Here is a 17,824-nt window from a genome sequence, read left to right on the forward strand (position 1 = left end):
CGCCTTAGAGTATTACGATAACAGTTCCTTGAACATACCGTTTTGCTCGGAAAGCTCCGGAAAGTTGCCGGCCTCGGCCAGCGTTCCCCGGTCGAACAGCAGGATACGATCGAAGATCTCGGCAAGTTTCGCGTTCGACAGGACCCAGATAATGGCTGGCTTTTCGCCTTCCTTGTGCAGGCCCTCCACGATGTTTTTGGTGATGGCGTCTTGCACGCGCTGATCAAGCGCTGACAATGGCCGGTTGAAGATCAGGTAATCCGAGCGTTTCAGCAGCGCACGGGCAAGGTTCAGCTTCTGGCGCTGCACCATGGTGAGCCTCTTCCCCCCGGAGCCGACGTCGAATTCGAGACCAATCGATAGGACGTCGTTGAAAAGGCCAAGCGATTCGAACAGATCTCCCATGACCGACCTGATGCTGTCGGAGGCATCCGCCTGCTGGTAGGCGATGCGCCCGAACAGGACATTGTCCATCAGGCTGGCGGACGAGATGAAACCCTGCGGATCGTAGCGTTCGATCACGGCGGCAAGATCATCCGGAATGTTCTCGTGGAATTGCTTGCGAGCACTGACAATCTTGTCCATCAACTCCTCGGTCAAAAGACCGAAACGATGGCGCGGCTCGATATAGGCGAAGCTCAGCCGGATGATTGCAGAGCGTTCCTCGGGCGTTGCGTCGTCGAACCGCCGGCTTTGCAGCTTCTGCAGCAGCGCCTGATAAGTCGGAATGTCATCAGCCGTCATGAAGGTGAGCTGCTGGAAGAACGGGTGGTCAGGCGGCAGATCGTGGAAGAGTTCGACAGCGTTCTCGGCAATCTCAAGGCCCATTGCCCAGAGGTCGTTGCTCAGTCCAGTCTCGCGGAACAGCGTCTGGAAATAGGGATGCGCCGCCAGGCGCCGGTTGTTCATCAGCGGCCGCTTCATCGATCCGAACAAAAGGTTTTCGCCAACGGTCGCCTGGGGGTTGTAGGCATCGAAATCAAAAGGCACGATGATGTTGCCGTGTTCGGTCTCCTGCATGCGCTGGCGCAGCGTCTCCCTGAGATCAACGATGTGATCGGCAAGCGCCACATGAACCTTGGTGTCGACGTTCGAGCGCAAGGCAAGGTCAAGAATGTCCTGCGAAAGGAGGACAGCGTCGAGCACCGGGCGGATCGCGGTCAAAATGTCGTCCGGGCCCGTCGCACCGGCGGCCTGGTAATCCACCCAGTCGCTGTTGATATCCATCGTCGGGTTGCCAGCCTTGATGGCCTCCTCGGCGTGCCATTTCGCCTCTAGCGCCGCCTTGTCGTCATAGTCAGGCTGCCGGAGCGGAGCGTGCTTCAGGGCGTAGAGGAGGTTGTCGAGCAAGGTTCCATGAAAGAAGTATGTGTCGGCCGATGCGTAGGACATCCGTCTGCCAGTAACGGCCTCCGGCAGGTCGAGGAGATCCTTGCCGCCAATCGTCACGCGCCCGGAATCGGGCCAAACCAGTCGACCAAGTGCTTCCGCGAAGGCCTCCGCCCCACTGGAGTTCGGGCCGACCACGGCAACCGTCTCGTTCGGCTTGATCTCGACCGAAACGTGATCGACCAATCGCGCGCCGCTATCGTCACTGACGGACAGGTTGGTCACGACAAGCGGCGCGGTCAAGGCACCGATTGGCTCCGACGACATGTCCTGAATCCCCGCCTCTATCAGCGGTTCGACATTGAACTGCTCATAGACCTGCTGGTACTTGACCTGCACGTCCTGGCGCATCTGGTCCCAGTCGATCAGTTCCTTGAGCGGCCCGGGCAGGTCCTTGTAGGCGCTGATGACAGCGACGAGCTGGCCGATGTCGAGCCGGCCCTGCAGGGCGAGATAGCCGCCGATTGCGTAAAACAGGAAGGGCGTCACCTGGGCAAGGAAGTTGTTCAGGAACTTGACCAGGAACTTCCACTGATAGAGGTCATAGCGGATCGAGAAGATCAGGCCGAGCCGGGTCGCGATATCGGCGCGCTCGAAGTTCGACGTGTCGTTACCATGGATCGTTCCGATGCCATCGACGATCTCGCCGACACGACCCGACAGTTCACGCGCCGTCAACTGGCGCTGGCGACCGAGCTCGAGCAGCCGCTTTCTCATGCGCGGGATGACCACCGCCTGGACGCCGACGATTGCAGCGGCGATCATGCCCAGCCAGAAGTTCTGAACGATGATGAAGGCCAGTGCCGTCAGCGCCTGACCGCCGAGGAGGGCAGGCGAAACGAAGGCGTCACCGGTGAAGCCGCCCATCGGCTCGACCTCGTCCTTGATCATCGTCGCGATCTCGGCCGACTTGACGCGCTTGAAATGCGATGGCGGAAAACGCAACACCCGGTCGATCAGCTCGAAACGGATGCGCCGCAGCATTCGCTCGCCAAGCCGGCCCTTGTAGGTGTTGATGTAGAATTTGAAGAGGCCGTTCAGCACGACAAGCGCCAAAAAGACGAGGCTCAGCCCCATCAGCATCTGCAACCGATCAAGCTGAATGCCCTTGAAGAATTCCACCTCGCCGACGATGGGCAAGGTATACGCGATTCGCATGAAGGTCTGCGTCGCGCCCTGACCTTCGAAGCCCGAACCCTGGATCGGCCCATTGACGATCTGCTTCGGCAGATCGAAGGACAGGAAATACGGGATCATGGAAACTGCAACGACCCCGAGGATCCAGAGCTGCTGCAGCCGCGTGTTCGACCAGATGTAACGCGCGAGGCTTTTTTCCATTGCTAACCGTCAGTTGCCTGGGAAATCTGGGGGGCAGTGGACCTGCGGCAGAACGATGAGGAATGCCATGAAGGGACCATGCAACCGGACCGCCGGATCTCAAAATGAAAACAAGGCAAGTCGGCTTCCCGTCGTCATGCCGATTCTCGCCGGGACGTTGTTTATATCACATGACTTTCGAAAAGTGCGAGGGTTTCAACCAGTCAGTAAACGAATGATCGCCGCTGTTTTTTCTGCCCCGGCAAGGTCGAGCGGCACTGCGGCGCTGCGCGGCGCCGATAATGCTGCCTCGACGGCTTCGGCGACGATCCCAGGGGTCAGCCCCGCCTCCGGCAGGATATCGGCAAGTCCAAGAACCTTCAGCCGCTCGGCGCGCAACGTCTGCTCCGTCTCTCCGCCGGCTACAAACGGACTGAGGATTGCCCGGCAGTCAGTCTGCAGGAGATCACCGACCGTATTGTAGCCCGCCTGCGATATCGAGACGCGCGCGCCTCGCAACAGGGATGGGAAGTCCTTGCGAAAGCGCGTCAGCGTGACATTGTCCGAAGCCGCCGCGACAAGGGCCGCCAAATCACCCTCAGGAAGATTGGGCCCGCTGATCAATAGCCACCGCAGCATCTCCGGCAGTCTCGCCGCCGCGCCGTTTGCCGCTCGAAGCAGATCGATACCGACCGCACCGCCTCCCGCTGACGCTATCACGTCGAAGATCTCGACCGGCTCGGCGGCTGGCGGGGCAGTCACCATGCCGGTGTAGTGGATTTTCGAAGCGATGTCGGCTGTCAGGGGAAATGTCTCTTCCAGCCTCACGAAGCCAGGGTCGCCGTGCACCAGCACAGCATCGAAATGATCCCGGACCAGGGCTGCAGTCTCCTCGTTGCGTCCAGGCTTGCGGTTTTCCTGTAGGATATCGCGCACCGAACTCAACAGCTTCGGCCTTGGATGCGATTGCTCGATCGCTTCGACAAGCGGCAGCAGCTCGAAGCGCATCTGACGCCTGCCGAAGGGAAATGCCTCGACGACGACGATATCGGGCTTCGCTTGATGATAAGCCGACAGCAGCATGTCCCGACGCCTGGCAAGGAAGGCCTCGTCCGCGACGACACCCTTTTCATCCGCAAGTCCGCTAAAGCCCGCATTGCTCGCAACGACCGGCGGCAGGGCGACCGTGGTAACGCCCTCTCCAGGAAAGCCCGGGACCGGTAGGCCGCCGGTGACCACGATGACCTCGAAGCCATCGCGAACGAGGGCGGACGCAATGCGGCTTGCCCGGGCAATATGCCCGATACCAAGCAGATGCTGGACGTAGAAGAAGACACGTTGCATTTTCATGAGGCTGTCCGCCATTCCTCTTCGAATAGCTGGCCAAGCTGCTCGATGCTTGCCTCGTGGTCGAAATGCTCGCGCACGCGCCGCTCTGCGGCATCGCCGAGCTGCATGCGCCTTGCGGGATCACCAATCAGCGCCGCAAGCGCCGCTGCAAATGCCGCAGGATCCTCAGGTGGCACGACCATGCCGTTCACGCCATCGACCAGAAGCTCCGGAATACCTGAAACCGATGTCGATACACAGGGCAGGCGCTGGCTGGACGCCTCGACCAGCACGTTCGGCAACCCGTCGCGGTCGCCATCTGAGGCGATGCGGCACGCAAGGGCGAAGATATCCGCCCGGCGGTAGTGTTCAAGCACCTCATCCTGGGCAAGCGCCCCCTTCCAGATCACGCGGTCAGCAACACCGAGTTCTCTTGCAAGGGCCTGCAATCGTGGAAGCTTGTCTCCGCCACCAATATGCTCGAAGCGCCAGTTCAGATGAGAAGGCAGGAGCGCAAGCGCTTTCAGGAGCGTTTCGTAGCCCTTCTTCTCCACCGCCCGCCCGACGCTGAGAAGAAGCACGGGATTGGCAGGATCGCGGCCATCACGCCCCGATCGCCCGCCATCGAAATGGCCAAAGCGCGCGAGGTCCAGGCCATGATAGCTTAAGTGGACCGCATTCTTGCGCGGCGTCAGCGTGCGCATGTGATCGTAGCCGCTCCGCGTGCAGGTCACGGTCCAGCGGGCACTTCCGAGTTTTTCGTGCAGGTCCCAGTCGGGGGAGGTCCAAATGTCCTTGGCATGGGCCGAGCAGGTCCAGGGAACGCCGGTCAGGATGCTGGCATATTCGGTGACCGAAGCCGGAGTGTGGATGAAATGCGCATGCAGCCACGCACCGTTTTCAGGCCATTCGCGGCCGAGGACGAACGCCTGGCCGAGCCGCCTGAAGCGATTGCGCGAGACATCGCGCCACAGGTCCTTCAGGAAGCGCTTCCACAGCGCCTTGATGCCCGGCTTGCTGAAGCTCGCAAGAAAGCCTTTGAGGACGCGCAACGGTTCCTCGTGCAGATACTCCGGCAGGTAGATGACGCGGGCCTTGATCTCGTCATGGACCGGATGACGCTTCTTGTCCGTGGGGCGACGCATGGAGATCAGCGTCAGGTCAAAGCCGGCCTTCTCCAGGCCAAGCAGTTCCTGTGCGATGAAGGTTTCAGAAAGGCGCGGATAGCCTTTCAGCACGACGAGAATCTTGCGACGTTGCATCAGGATCCTGGACTTACTCGGCCCCAACGACCGACAGGTGGCGGCCGCGGCCGTCCAGCCAGCGACCGACGGTCTCGGAGATATGGTCAAGGCCCTGGAGCTGCAGGGTCCCTGCGCTTTCTGAAGGCGGTGCGCGATGAGGAAGGCGCTTGAGCGCTTCGGACATGACCGCCGGATCCGCGGATTGGTCCGGCAAAAGCATGTCGATGAGACCAAGCTCGCTTGCCCTGAGAGCGCGCAGGAGCTGCTCCTCCCGAGGCTTCACGCGCGGCACGATCAGCGCCGGCTTGTCAAAGGACAGGATCTCGCAATAGGTGTTGTAGCCACCCATGGCGACGACGCCCGTGGCGCCGGCGATCAGCTCCTCCATGTGATTGTCGAACTCGATCACCTCGATATAGGGAATGCGCGATCCCTTGGCGACCAGCTTCGAACGCTCGACCGCGGGCATGTAGGGCCCGAGGACGACGAGCGCCTTCTGCTGAAGGTTTGCATCCTGTTCGTACGCGTTCATCACGTCGTGAACCAGATCCGATCCGTCACCGCCCCCGCCCGTTGTGACCAGGATGTAGTTGTCCGAGCGCGCATTGATGGACGTCTTGCTGGACGAGACACTCCGCTGCAGGAATCCGACGAAATCCATTTTCCGGCGCACGCTTGGCGGCACATCAAGGCCGATCAGCGGGTCATAGAAATCTGGCGGGCCATAGACCCAGACAGCATCATAGTACTGGTCGATCTTCTGCATGATGCCGTTGCGCTTCCATTCTGCATCGAGCAGGTGCGGGGCATCCATGATCTCGCGCAGGCCCAGCACCAGGACCGTGCCACGTGCCTTGAGATAGGTAAGCGTTTCCTCGACCTCGCCCTTCAGGCCCATCGGCTCCTTGTCGACGATGAAGATGTCGGGCTGGAATGTTTCCGCGGTATGCCGGATGCTCGATTCGCGCATCTTCAGCGTTTCGTGCAGGTCGATGTGACTTGCCATCGACGTATACTCGCCGTTGCGAAGCTTGATGACGCTCGGGATCTTCACGAAGTCAACGCGCGCACGGTAATCGAACGCACCGGCAATCGTCGCCCCGGAAATAATGAGAATGTTGAGACCGCGATAGTCCTCGACCAGAGCATGCGCGATGGCGCGGCACCGACGCAGGTGGCCGAGCCCGAACGTGTCGTGGCTGTACATGAGGATGCGGGCATCTTCCAGGCGCCGTGCCATGGGCACTCCTTCTGCGCTTGATGTCATACTAGCACCGTCGGTTTCCGCTGGCCGTCAGAAGACAGAGCGGTGCTCCGCCGGGTTGGCCGCTATTTGTAGGGATCTGCCGCATCGCGCAAGCCGTCTCCCAGAAAGTTGAACGCCAAAATCACCAGAACCACCGGTATAATCGGAAAAAGCAACCATGGGTAGAACGCAATGACGCTTACGCTCTTGGCCTCGGTCAACAAAATACCCCAGCTTGTGATGGGTGGCCGAAGACCAAGTCCAAGGAAACTCAACGCCGTCTCGCCGAGGATCATGCCCGGGATCGAAATCGTCGCCGAAGCGATCAGGTGCGACATGAAGCCGGGAACCAGGTGCCTGCCGATAACGCGGGGCGTGCTGGCTCCCATCAGCTGGGCTGCCTGGACATAGTCTTCCTCGCGCAGCGCCAGAAGCTTCGAGCGGACGGCGCGCGCCAGCCCCGTCCAGTCGATGATTCCGAGAATGACGGTTATCCCGAAATAAATGACGATCGGGCTCCAGGTCACCGGCATGATCGCCGCAAGCGCCATCCAGAGCGGCAGGCTGGGCAACGACTGCAGCACCTCTATCAGGCGCTGGACGATCAGGTCGAAGATGCCGCCCCAATAGCCGGCAAGTCCACCGATGATGATCCCAAGGCAGAAGCTGATTGAAATGCCGATCAGGCCGATCGTCAACGAAATCCGCGCACCGTATAAGATACGGGAGAGTACGTCGCGACCAAGGCGATCAGTACCGAGCAGGAACATCTGGCCCCCGTCCGCCGGGCAGACCAGATGCCGGTCCATGCTCACCAGTCCCCAGAACTTGTAGGGGTCACCGCGGCAGAAGAAACGGATTGGCTGCACATCGCCAGGCTTGTCCGTATAAATGCGATGGAGAGTATCGAGGTCGAGGGACATGGTGCGGCCATAGACGAACGGGCCAACGAACCTGCCATTGTCGAAGAAATGGACGCGTTGTGGCGGCGCATGGATGAAGTCGACATTCTTGGTATGCAGGCCGTAGGGCGCAACGAATTCGACGATGATGATCATCAGATACACGGCAAGCAGGAAGATACCCGAGGCCAGCGCCAGTCGATGCTGCTTGAACTTCCACCACATCAGGTGCCTTTGCGAGGCAAGATGGATGCGCGACTGCGCAGCCGTCATTCCTTCGGTCGCGATGGGATCGAAGGGCGCCGTGGAGACGTAATGTGGCAAGGGTGCGCCGGGCGGTGGCAAGGGCGACATCTATTTGGTGCTCCTGCCTTGCAGGCGAATACGCGGGTCGAGGAAGCCTAGCGCGATGTCGGAGACGAGAACCCCGATCACGTTGAGGAAGGCGAGGAACATCAGGAAAGAGCCTGCAAGATACATGTCCTGGCTCTGCAGCGCTTTGATGAGCATCGGACCGGTCGTCTCTAGAGACAGAACGATCGCGACGATCTCCGCGCCAGAGATGATCGATGGCAGGATCGACCCGATGTCAGCGACGAAGAAGTTGAGCGCCATGCGCAGTGGATATTTCACCAGCGCCCGCAAGGGGTGAAGCCCCTTGGCACGGGCGGTGACGACATACTGCTTCTGCATCTCGTCAAGCAGGTTGGCCCTGAGGCGCCGGATCATGCCGGCTGTCCCTGCCGTGCCGACGATGATCACGGGAATCCACAGATGCGACAGGATTGATCGCGCCTTTTCCCAGCTCATCGGCTCGTTCAGGAACTTCTGGTCCATCAGGTGCCCGATCGATACGCCAAACCAAATGTTGGCGAAGTACATAAGGATCAGCGCCAGCATGAAGTTCGGGATGGCGATGCCGAGAAGGCCAAGAAAAGTCAGGCCGTAGTCACCCCAGCTGTACTGGTGGGTTGCCGAATAGATGCCGATCGGGAAGGCGATCAGCCAGGTGAGCAGGATTGTCGAAAAAGACACCAGCATCGTCAGCCAGAGGCGATCCCCAACCACCTCCGAGACGGGCAGCTGATATTCAAACGAATAGCCGAAGTCACCGTGCAGCATGCCGCCGACCCAGTAGAAATAGCGCAGGATCTCGGGCTTGTCGAAGCCATACTGCTTCCGTAGCTCTTCGATTTCCTGAAGGTTGGCACTTTCCCCCTGCGCCCGCAATTCGGCAATCTGGCTTTCGAAGAAGTCGCCTGGCGGCAGCTCGATGATGGTAAAGACGAGTGCCGAAATGATGAACAGCGTCGGCACCATGGCGGCAATGCGCCAGAGGATGTATTTCAGCATTCCTCAGGCCTCCTTGAACCAAAAGGAGTCCGGCATGTAGAGGCCGAGATAGGAGGTCGGATCGAAGCCATAGAGCGCCTCGGCCGGCACGTTCTGGAGCTTGGCCGAACGCAGGATCGGCTGCAAAGTGCTATTGATGAGGCCGATCGAGAAGACCTGCTGGGTATAGAGCGAGAGCATCTGGTGCCAGATCACCTCGCGCTCCTCGAACCGCATCGTATCGCCCCAATGGTTCAGGAGATCGACGAGTTGCCGCACTTCCGGCAGGTCGGGAGGACTGCCTTCCTGCCCGGCGGAGAGGTAATGCATCCCCCACAGCGGCCACTGCAGTTGGTCATCCATGGTCGGGGCGAGCTGTCCCGGGGACATGTCGGCAGTTGCGACACCGTTTTCGATACCGTACCAAATCGACATCATGATCGTTCCACTCATGGCGCGGCTGCGAAACACGTCGCGCTGCGATGTGCGGGTGTAAAGAGCGATCCCGACCTCGCGCCAATGGTCGCGCACCAGTTCCAGGACGTCGGTATCGAGGTTGCTCTCGCCGGCCGTCTCGACGGTGATCTCGGCGCGGCGGCCATCCGGCAAAAGGCGAATCCCCTCGTCGTCGCGGTTCTTCAACCCAACCTCGTCGAGGAGCTTGTTTGCCTGCTCCTTGTCATGGGCAATGAAGGCATCCGCATATTCCTGCCGGAAGAGCGGGCTGTCGGGCAGCACGGTGTCGGCACTTGCCTTGCCAAGGCCGTAGAAGGCAACCATGTTGATTTCGTGCCGGTCGATCGCGAGAGACAGGGCACGCCGTACGCGGACGTCGCGAAAGAGCTTGCGCCAGACATCGTCGGCGCAGTTGAGGTTCGGAAGCAGCGCCACGCGCGATCCACGCACCTGCTTCCACAGGCTGACCTTCACCGGGAACCGCTTCTCGGCATCCTTGAGGAAGGTGTAGTCATTGAAATCCACGCCGGTCGCCTGCAGGTCGGATTCACCGGCACCCGCCTTTGCCGCGATGATCGAGGACGAGCTGACGTTCAGGATGAACTTGTCGATATAGGGAAGCTGCACCCCGTTCTCGTCAACCCGGTGGAAGAAGGCATTGCGCACGAACACGAACTGTTCGGAGGGCAGGGGCGTCGTGTTTTGCCAAGGATCGAGTGTCGGCAGCTCCGGATTCTCGGGGCGCGATGCCCGAGACATCTTGATGTGCAGGTCGGCCCATTTCTTGACCCGGTTTTGCTTCATCAGCGCCGAAAGACGGAAATCGTCCTGGTACTTCTTGTGGAATTGCCTGAGGTAGTGGCCAGGGCCGAAAATCACGAGAGGCAGCGGGCCGGCGAGGGCCGGCATGAACATTGGGTTGGGCCGTTCCCAGCTGTAGCGCACCGTCAGGTTATCGACGACCTCGAATTTCGGCAGGGTGCCATGCGGCCGCAGCTCGAGCGCACCACCGCCCGGCGTCAGGTCCTTGCTGAGGATCACGTCCTCCCACCAATAGCGGAAATCGTCGACGGTAAAGGGGTGGCCGTCGGACCAACGATGTCCTTCGCGCAGATGGAAGGTGAAGACCGTATCGTCGGTGGATTCGAAACCGAGCAGAATGTCCGGTTGGAACATCAGGTGCTTGTCGTAACCAATCAGGCGGGAATAGCCGTAGACGGTCATGTAGCGGATGTCTTTCTGGCTTCCGATGATCGTTCGCACCGTGCCGCCATAGACGCCAGGCTGCCGCCCCTCAGCCTTCATGTTGACGATCCGCGGATGGGTCGGCAGCCGGTCCACCATGGCGGGAATACGGCCGGCCCGCAGCCAGTCCCGAAGGAATTCCGGTTCGATGTCACGATCCGCCGCCGCCTTTGCGACGGATGGAAGGACGGCGGAGCCGATCAGGCCAGTCAGAAACGTGCGTCGCGTTACCATGAGCGGAGCTCCTTTGCGTCCGCACCCTTGCGAGCCCTGACAAGGTGACCGTTGCCGAGATCGGCATAGTCTAGCTCGGAAGCGTCGTCGTGTTCGGCCGTAAAGGTGATACCCCAGTTCTGCTTGTCGGCGGCGCCGTTCTTTCTTAGCGCCTCGAAGTCGAGTGGTCGGTCGAGGTCCGGGAAAGGAACGGCAGCCAGGAGCGACTTCGTGTAGGGATGAACAGGATCGCGCAGGATGATTTCGCGCGGCGCGATCTCGACGATACGCCCCTTGCACATCACGGCTATGCGGTCGGCCATGTAGTCGACGACCGCGAGGTTGTGCGAAATGAAGAGATAGGTAAGCCCGAGTTCCGTCTGCAGATCCTTGAGCAAGTTCAGGATCTGCGCCTGGACCGACACGTCGAGTGCCGACACAGGTTCGTCAAGGATGATGAGCTTCGGCCCAAGCGCCAGTGCGCGGGCAATGCCTATGCGCTGTCGCTGGCCGCCGGAGAAACTGTGCGGATAGCGGTTTAGATATCGCCGGTCGAGGCCGATCGCACCCATCAGCGCCTCGACCCGCTGCCTGCGCTCGGCACTGTCGCCACGGTCATGGATTTCCAGCGGCTCGCTGAGGATGTTCCTGACCGTCATGCGCGGTGAAAGCGACGACACCGGATCCTGGAACACCATCTGAATCTTCGTGCGCAGGTCCTGCAGGTCGTCGCCGGAAACATCCAAAACGTCGATGACGTCTTTGCCATCGTTGAAGATCACCGAACCGTTGTCGGGCGTCACGGCCCGCATGAGGATCTTGCTGACGGTCGTCTTGCCGCATCCGGATTCTCCGACGAGCCCCAGGCATTCACCCCTGCGGATGTCGAAGCTGACGTCATCGACAGCGCGGACCGCGGCGGCTTCACGTGTTCCAAACAGTCCGCGATTGCGCGTCTTGAAGCTTTTCGTGAGATTGTTGACCGACAGGAGCAGTTCCGGGCCTTCGGCCTTCACCTTCTTCTTGCCGATCAGCGATTCGAGGTTGACAGGGACGTCCCTCAGCGCCTTGAGGCGCTCGCCGGCCCGCATGTCGAAATGCGGCACCGCGGCCATGAGCCCCTTGAGATACGGATGCTGCGGGTTGCGGAAAATCGGGCCCACCGGTCCCGCCTCCATGATCTCGCCGTGATAGATCACCACCACCTCGTCGGCCATGTTGGCGACGACCCCGAGATCGTGGGTAATCAGCAGCATTGCCATGCCGAGCTTGTGCTGCAGGTCGCGCAACAGCTCCAAGATCTGCGCCTGGATCGTCACGTCGAGTGCTGTCGTCGGCTCGTCGGCGATGAGGAGCGCCGGATTGCAGATCAGTGCCATCGCGATCATCGCACGCTGCCGCATGCCGCCCGAAAGCTCGAATGGGTACATGTCGAAGGTTCGCTTCGGATTGGCAAACCCGACAAGGCTAAGCATCTCCTCGGTCTTCTCGCGGGCCTCCTTGTTGTCGGCTTCCGTGTGGATCAAAAGCGCTTCGCTGATCTGGTTGCCGACCGTATGAAGCGGCGACAAGGATGTCATCGGCTCTTGAAAGATCGTCGCCATACGTCGACCCCGCAGGTCACGTATTTCCTCGCTGTCGCGCGAATACCTGAGGATGTCGGTCGTCTTGCCGTCCAGGGGGTCGGTAAACAGGATCCGGCCCTCGGCCTGCGCGGCATTCGGCAGAATGCCCATGATGGCCTGACTGATGACGGACTTTCCGGAGCCGGATTCTCCGACCAGCGCAGTGACCTTGCCTGGCAATATGCGGAGATTGGCGTTTCTTACGACGCGCAGTCGATCGCCGAAAACCGAGAATGAAATGTCGAGGTTCTCGATGCGCAACAGATCCGAGGCGGACGCCATACCAATGAAATTCCCCAGTTATTCTTTGTTCCCGTTAAGGCACACTAGCGTACCGCAATCAGGGTGTCCAGTTGATGACGGACACGGAAAAAACTGGTGCGTTTCAAGGGATTGTAAAGGTCGGCTGCCGACCCTTTGCCAGGTATTGGAACGCTACTGGACGAACTTCTCGACGACAGGCTTTTCGGCCTGCCGGCGTGCGTCTCGATGAAGCATGATGACCTGCTCGGCTTCCGAAAGGCCGATCGGAGCCACCTCGCCGAAGCCTTCCTCGACATGGATCGCCGGCGCCGCGACACGGGGCTGCAAGACGGTGACCTTCTGGCGGACCCCGCGAAGCTTTTCCTCGCCGAGAGTATGCCATTCGCCGCCGCAATAACCGGCAAATGCCTGGCTTGCAACGACCTCGCTTGAATATTTCTTCGTCAATGACTGCAGGCGCTGCACTTCGTTGACGGCGGAGCCGAACGCCGAGAAGGTCAACCGGTCCTTGAGACCGACATTGCCGAACATCACGTTGCCGACGTGCAGCCCGATGCCGTAGGACACCTTGCTGAGGCCCTGCTCGAGACGCTCCTTGTTCAGTTCGGCGACACGCGCTTGCGCCTGGTGAACGGCGGAGAGCGCAGCCTGACAGGCGATCTTGGAGGGGTCCTTGTGGCGACCACAGGGATAGACCGCCAGAAATCCGTCTCCGAGGAAGCTCAAGATTTCGCCGCCATTGCGGTTAAAGGGCGCGGCGATCGCGTCAAAGAACTGGTTCAGCGTGTCGATATAGGCCTGCCGGCCCTCCTTTTCGGCATAGACGGTCGACTGGCGCATGTCGCCCATGACGAGCGCGGCGCGGATCGTCTCGCCGTCGCCGCGACGGATCTGGCCGTTGAGCACGCGCTTGCCGGCATCGCCTCCGAGATAGGTGGTCAGCATGTTGTTGGCGAGCTTGCCGAGGACGGCCATCTTCGCAGCGACCGCAAGGTGGTTCTGCATGCGCAGCAGCGCGTCGATCATGTCATCTGAGAATCCGACATGGCTATCCGTCGACCATGACCCCATCATCCCCTGGACGGACCCGTCGCCAAACGGCTGGACAAAGGCGAGGTAGTCGGTGATCCCCTCCTGCCTGAGGTCGATGAACACGGGGAACTCGGCCGGACCGTCGGCCGGGATACGGCGTCGAATGTGCTGCAGGTTGTTGTCGAGGAGATAGTAATAGGGGCTTTGCAGGAAGCGGTCAGGCTTCTGGCCGGCGGTGTGGCGATAGCCTTCGATCGTGACGCCACTCGCACGCCGCCAAGTAAAGCTCAAGGCATCGTAGAGCGGGTGCAGCATCGAGAAGGTCAGGTGCACGCGCGAGATCGGCAGGCCGGCGGAGGCGATCCGCTCGCAAAACCCGCGCACGATCGTCTCGAGATCATCGCCAGCCAGGGAGGAATTTGTCAGCCACTCGGCAACCCGGTCCAATAAAATAGACGAGACGCTGGATTCGATGGTGCCCATTCTCGGTAGTGTCCTCATAGAGCACGTCCACTCCAAAAACGCCAGAAACCCTGCCTGCAGCATCTTCTGCGCAAGAGGGGAAGGAGGATGGACGAGCGGTAATATTGTGTCAACGATCTGCCGGGAGCCCGGCAGTGGCACCTGTCAACCCGTTGATGTGATGGGCAGGGCAGGCAATCCTTTCGCGTTTCGTTACTCCCTGTAAATAGGCAGCGCGGAGGCCCCGAACAATGGTGGTTGATGAGTTTTTGAAGCCTGGCGGATGCTCCCGGGACGGGCTGAGTCATTTTTGCCACACTCACAGCACACGAAGGGGTGGTGTCGCCGCCCCCCACCGCACCGCCTGTGAGCGAAGCCTTGTCAAAACCCGTCGTCCCAGCATCGGCTCAGCATGCAGTGAAGGCGGGTTTCAATTGCTCCGGTCTTCCATTAGATCAGGGGACCCTTCAGCATTCACGCGAGATCTCCCTTGGCAAGTTCCCCCGCCCACGACGCCCTTTCCCGCAAGATCGAAGCACGGACCGCCCGGGCTGGCGTCATCGGGCTCGGCTATGTCGGGCTGCCGCTGGCGATCGCCATTGCCCGGAGCGGCTTTGCCGTCACCGGATTCGACATTGACCCCGCCAAGATCGTCTCGCTCGAGGCGAAACACTCCTACATCGATGCTGTAGCAAGTGACGACCTTGCGTTGGCGACCGACAATAAGCGCTTTTCGGCCACCACGGATTTTGCCCTGCTTGCTGATTGCGACGTCATCATCATTTGCGTTCCGACGCCACTCACCCGCCACCGCGACCCGGACCTCTCCTTCGTCGACGCAACGGCCCGGTCGATCGCAAAGCATCTGAGAAGCGGCCAGCTCGTTGTGTTGGAATCAACGACCTATCCCGGCACTACAGACGATGTCGTCAAGGTCATCCTGGAGACCACCGGTCTGAAATCCGGCACCGACTTTTTCATCGGGTTCTCGCCGGAGCGCGAGGATCCCGGCAACCAGCACTTCAACACGGCAACCATTCCGAAGATCGTCGCAGGCGACGGCGCGGATGCCCTCTTATTGATGGTTCGTTTTTATGGCGCCGCGGTCAAGACCGTCGTTCCGGTGTCGTCGAATGCAACCGCGGAGGCGGTCAAGCTGACGGAGAATATCTTCCGGTCCGTCAACATTGCCCTCGTCAACGAGTTGAAGACGGTCTACGCCGCCATGGGGATTGATGTCTGGGAAGTCATCGACGCGGCAAAGACCAAGCCCTTCGGCTACATGCCATTCTACCCTGGCCCCGGTCTCGGCGGGCACTGCATTCCGATCGACCCCTTCTACCTGACATGGAAGTCGCGCGAATACGAGCTGCCGACCCGCTTCATCGAACTCGCCGGCGAAATCAACTCGGCCATGCCGCGCTACGTGATCGCAAAGCTGGCGGAGGCGCTGGACATGCGTGCCGGCAAGGCGCTCAGCCGCTCGCGGGTGCTGGTCCTTGGCCTCGCCTACAAGAAGAACGTCGCCGACATCCGCGAAAGCCCGTCGCTGCGCCTGATCGAGATCATCGAGGAGCGTGGCGGGAAGGCCGACTATCACGATCCGCTGGTCGGCGAGATCCCCTCGACACGCGAGTATCAGCACCTGAAGGGCCGCGCGTCGGTCGATCTCACACCCGAAACGATCTCATCCTATGACGCAATCCTCGTCGCGACGGACCATGACCAGGTCGACTATTCGGCGATCACCCGCAACGCCCCGCTGATCGTCGATACCCGCAATGTCTTTTCTAGGCTAGGCCTCTCCGGAGACCACATCATCAAGGCTTGATGTCGGCGGGCGAAAACGTCTTGCCTGAAATCTGGCTTGCGGCGACGGCATAGCCGCCGCTGGCGCCGTCGATGAAATGCACATGGTCGCGCGACATCGGTGTCGGCACGAAACAGGTCATCAGGGCAGAAGACTGGCGATGCAGCCCGTAGCGGGCGACGCCCTTTGCCTTTCCCTCCTCAAGTAGCCTCTCGATCCGGGCAAGATGCGCCGCATCAACGTCGATCGTCATTTTCAGGCCGTCGTCAAACTTGCGGAAATCGGAATTGCCAGACACGTCTTCGGTGTAGCGCCGGGCGTCGAAACGGCCGAGCTTCAGCCCGAGCGTGTGCAGCGCGACTATCAGGAGGCTCTGGAAAAGGATGTATAGCTTCACGCCGAGCCGCTTGCCCGCCGGCGCAAGCGCCCGTGCCTCGCGGTCGAAACCCTTTATCGAAAAGGAAAATTCAGGGCCACCTGATGGAACCGGATGGCCGCCGCGCCCCGCTTCTGCGGCAAGGGCAATCACCTCGGTCACGAGCTTGCGGAATTCCGGACTCGGCCTTCCGTCCTCTGCCGGTATGGCAATGATCGAGACGATCTCTCCATTATGGGCCTTGATCGGGTTCCACCGGCAGGACAGGCCAGTCAGATCGGGGCGCGCCCCTGAGGGCGCCTGCTCGATGCCATAGCGACCGCTCTTCATCTGCCGCTCGGCCCAGGCCGCGCCACCGCCGGCAAACATCGCATAAGTGACGTTCTCACTCGCCGCATGGCGCGCGACACGCACGTCGAGCCCCTCCTTGCGAATATCCGCGAGCGGCACGATCGCCACGCGCAGCGCAAGATCGAGTTCTTCCTGCACCCACCGCTGCGTTGCCGCCAATGCGCCGCGCGCAGCATTCTCCAGATCGTAGGGCAGTGCGACGACCGCGCCGTCGCCGCCGAATACGTATGGATAGTCGCCCTTGTCCACCGCGTTGAGGATAGCCGAAATGACGCTGGCGCCGGCCATGTTGACGTCCTTGTAGCGACCGGCGCCAATGGCGTTAGTCGATCCGACAATGTCAGCAACCGCCAAGAACCAGCCGTCGGGCAACGGCCGGTAGTTGCTGGTGTCGGTCACCCGCTCGAAGTCGGTAAAGACAGGCACATCGGCATAGAATCGATCGTTGGACAGGTCGCTCATGTCAGAAAACCTAGCACAGACCCATGCTGCCACTGCAATGCGATTTTGCATGTACGGCAATCGACGGCCTGGGGTTTCATATGGTAGCACCGAAGCGAAAATATAAATGAATGGACAAGGACATAGATGAGCCGCCTGGACAGTTTCATCCGCCGCCTGACGGCTCAGCGCGACATTTTGAATGCCGTAGTCGAACTGGTGAACGGGACAGAAGGCCCTGTCCTTGAGTTCGGCCTCGGCAACGGGCGCACCTATGATCACCTGCGCGAGGTTTTTCCGGGGCGGCGCATCGTTGCCTTCGACCGCGAGGTACGCTCCTATTCCTTATCGACGCCCCCAACGGAAAACATGGTGACGGGCGATATCCGGGAGTCCGGCCAGGCGTTCGTCGGCATCGGCGCAGCACTCGCGCATGCCGATATCGGCACCGGCCATGACAACATCGATGCCATCACGCTGACATGGCTGCCGCAGCTGATGGTCGGCGTGCTTGTCAAAGGCGGAATTGCGGTCAGCGGGCTGCCGCTCGATCGCCCAGAGCTCGAGCCCATCGTACTGCCGTCAGGCGTTAAGGAGGGGCGCTACTACCTTTACCGACGGATCTAGACCGCTTTTGTGCCCGCCGAGGGATTGATCCCCAAAACGAAATTTCACGGCCTGGTAGCTCGCCGCCGCGAAAATGCCTTTGGCTCCTCCACGTATATTGTCGGCGTCGGACCGACGATAAAAACCAGTGGTCGCTTCCAGCATCAGCCTGACTTTTGGCGCA

Annotated in this window: 12 protein-coding genes; 2 read left to right on the forward strand and 10 right to left on the reverse strand. The window is 60.5% G+C overall.

Annotated elements, in window-relative coordinates; all coding sequences use genetic code 11:
* Positions 1–12: 12 nt before the first annotated feature.
* From RGCCGE502_RS27870 to RGCCGE502_RS27910, 9 genes are all read right to left on the reverse strand, one after another.
* Positions 13–2,727, reverse strand: a complete 2,715-nt coding sequence (locus RGCCGE502_RS27870) for an ABC transporter ATP-binding protein (protein WP_016557560.1) — start codon at positions 2,725–2,727, stop codon at positions 13–15.
* Between the two features lie 195 nt (positions 2,728–2,922).
* The gene (locus RGCCGE502_RS27875; protein ID WP_040675888.1) at positions 2,923–4,056 is read right to left on the reverse strand and encodes a glycosyltransferase family protein; all 1,134 of its coding nucleotides are present in this window, start codon (positions 4,054–4,056) and stop codon (positions 2,923–2,925) included.
* Positions 4,053–5,300, reverse strand: a complete 1,248-nt coding sequence (locus tag RGCCGE502_RS27880; protein ID WP_176705737.1) for a glycosyltransferase — start codon at positions 5,298–5,300, stop codon at positions 4,053–4,055. Before RGCCGE502_RS27880 ends, RGCCGE502_RS27875 begins: the two co-directional genes overlap by 4 nt.
* Before the next feature lie 10 nt (positions 5,301–5,310).
* Complete coding sequence (locus RGCCGE502_RS27885; RefSeq protein ID WP_016557563.1) at positions 5,311–6,519, reverse strand: glycosyltransferase family protein; 1,209 nt, start codon at positions 6,517–6,519, stop codon at positions 5,311–5,313.
* A gap of 89 nt (positions 6,520–6,608) precedes the next feature.
* Positions 6,609–7,781, reverse strand: coding sequence for an ABC transporter permease (locus tag RGCCGE502_RS27890; RefSeq protein WP_016557564.1), 1,173 nt, complete (start codon positions 7,779–7,781; stop codon positions 6,609–6,611).
* The gene (locus RGCCGE502_RS27895) at positions 7,782–8,780 is read right to left on the reverse strand and encodes an ABC transporter permease (RefSeq protein ID WP_016557565.1); all 999 of its coding nucleotides are present in this window, start codon (positions 8,778–8,780) and stop codon (positions 7,782–7,784) included.
* Positions 8,781–8,783: 3 nt separating this feature from the next.
* Positions 8,784–10,694, reverse strand: coding sequence for an ABC transporter substrate-binding protein (locus tag RGCCGE502_RS27900; protein ID WP_016557566.1), 1,911 nt, complete (start codon positions 10,692–10,694; stop codon positions 8,784–8,786).
* Positions 10,688–12,580, reverse strand: a complete 1,893-nt coding sequence (locus tag RGCCGE502_RS27905; protein ID WP_016557567.1) for an ABC transporter ATP-binding protein — start codon at positions 12,578–12,580, stop codon at positions 10,688–10,690. The genes RGCCGE502_RS27900 and RGCCGE502_RS27905 overlap by 7 nt, the downstream gene beginning before the upstream one ends.
* A gap of 153 nt (positions 12,581–12,733) precedes the next feature.
* Entirely contained in the window at positions 12,734–14,077 is a 1,344-nt protein-coding gene (locus tag RGCCGE502_RS27910) for an adenylate/guanylate cyclase domain-containing protein (RefSeq protein WP_016557568.1), read from the reverse strand.
* Positions 14,078–14,546: 469 nt separating this feature from the next.
* On the opposite strand from RGCCGE502_RS27910, the gene RGCCGE502_RS27915 reads away from it, so the two are divergent.
* Positions 14,547–15,887 (forward strand): nucleotide sugar dehydrogenase, encoded by a 1,341-nt coding sequence (locus RGCCGE502_RS27915; RefSeq protein WP_016557569.1) that lies wholly within the window; start codon positions 14,547–14,549, stop codon positions 15,885–15,887.
* On the opposite strand, the gene RGCCGE502_RS27920 is transcribed toward RGCCGE502_RS27915, so the two are convergent.
* Positions 15,877–17,055 (reverse strand): DUF3095 domain-containing protein, encoded by a 1,179-nt coding sequence (locus RGCCGE502_RS27920; protein ID WP_016557570.1) that lies wholly within the window; start codon positions 17,053–17,055, stop codon positions 15,877–15,879. The two genes, RGCCGE502_RS27915 and RGCCGE502_RS27920, sit on opposite strands and share 11 nt — an antisense overlap.
* A gap of 126 nt (positions 17,056–17,181) precedes the next feature.
* Between RGCCGE502_RS27920 and RGCCGE502_RS27925 the strand changes: the two genes are divergently transcribed.
* Complete coding sequence (locus tag RGCCGE502_RS27925) at positions 17,182–17,661, forward strand: class I SAM-dependent methyltransferase (RefSeq protein WP_016557571.1); 480 nt, start codon at positions 17,182–17,184, stop codon at positions 17,659–17,661.
* Positions 17,662–17,824 lie beyond the last annotated feature (163 nt).

The organism is Rhizobium grahamii CCGE 502 (assembly GCF_000298315.2).
Lineage (GTDB): Bacteria > Pseudomonadota > Alphaproteobacteria > Rhizobiales > Rhizobiaceae > Rhizobium > Rhizobium grahamii.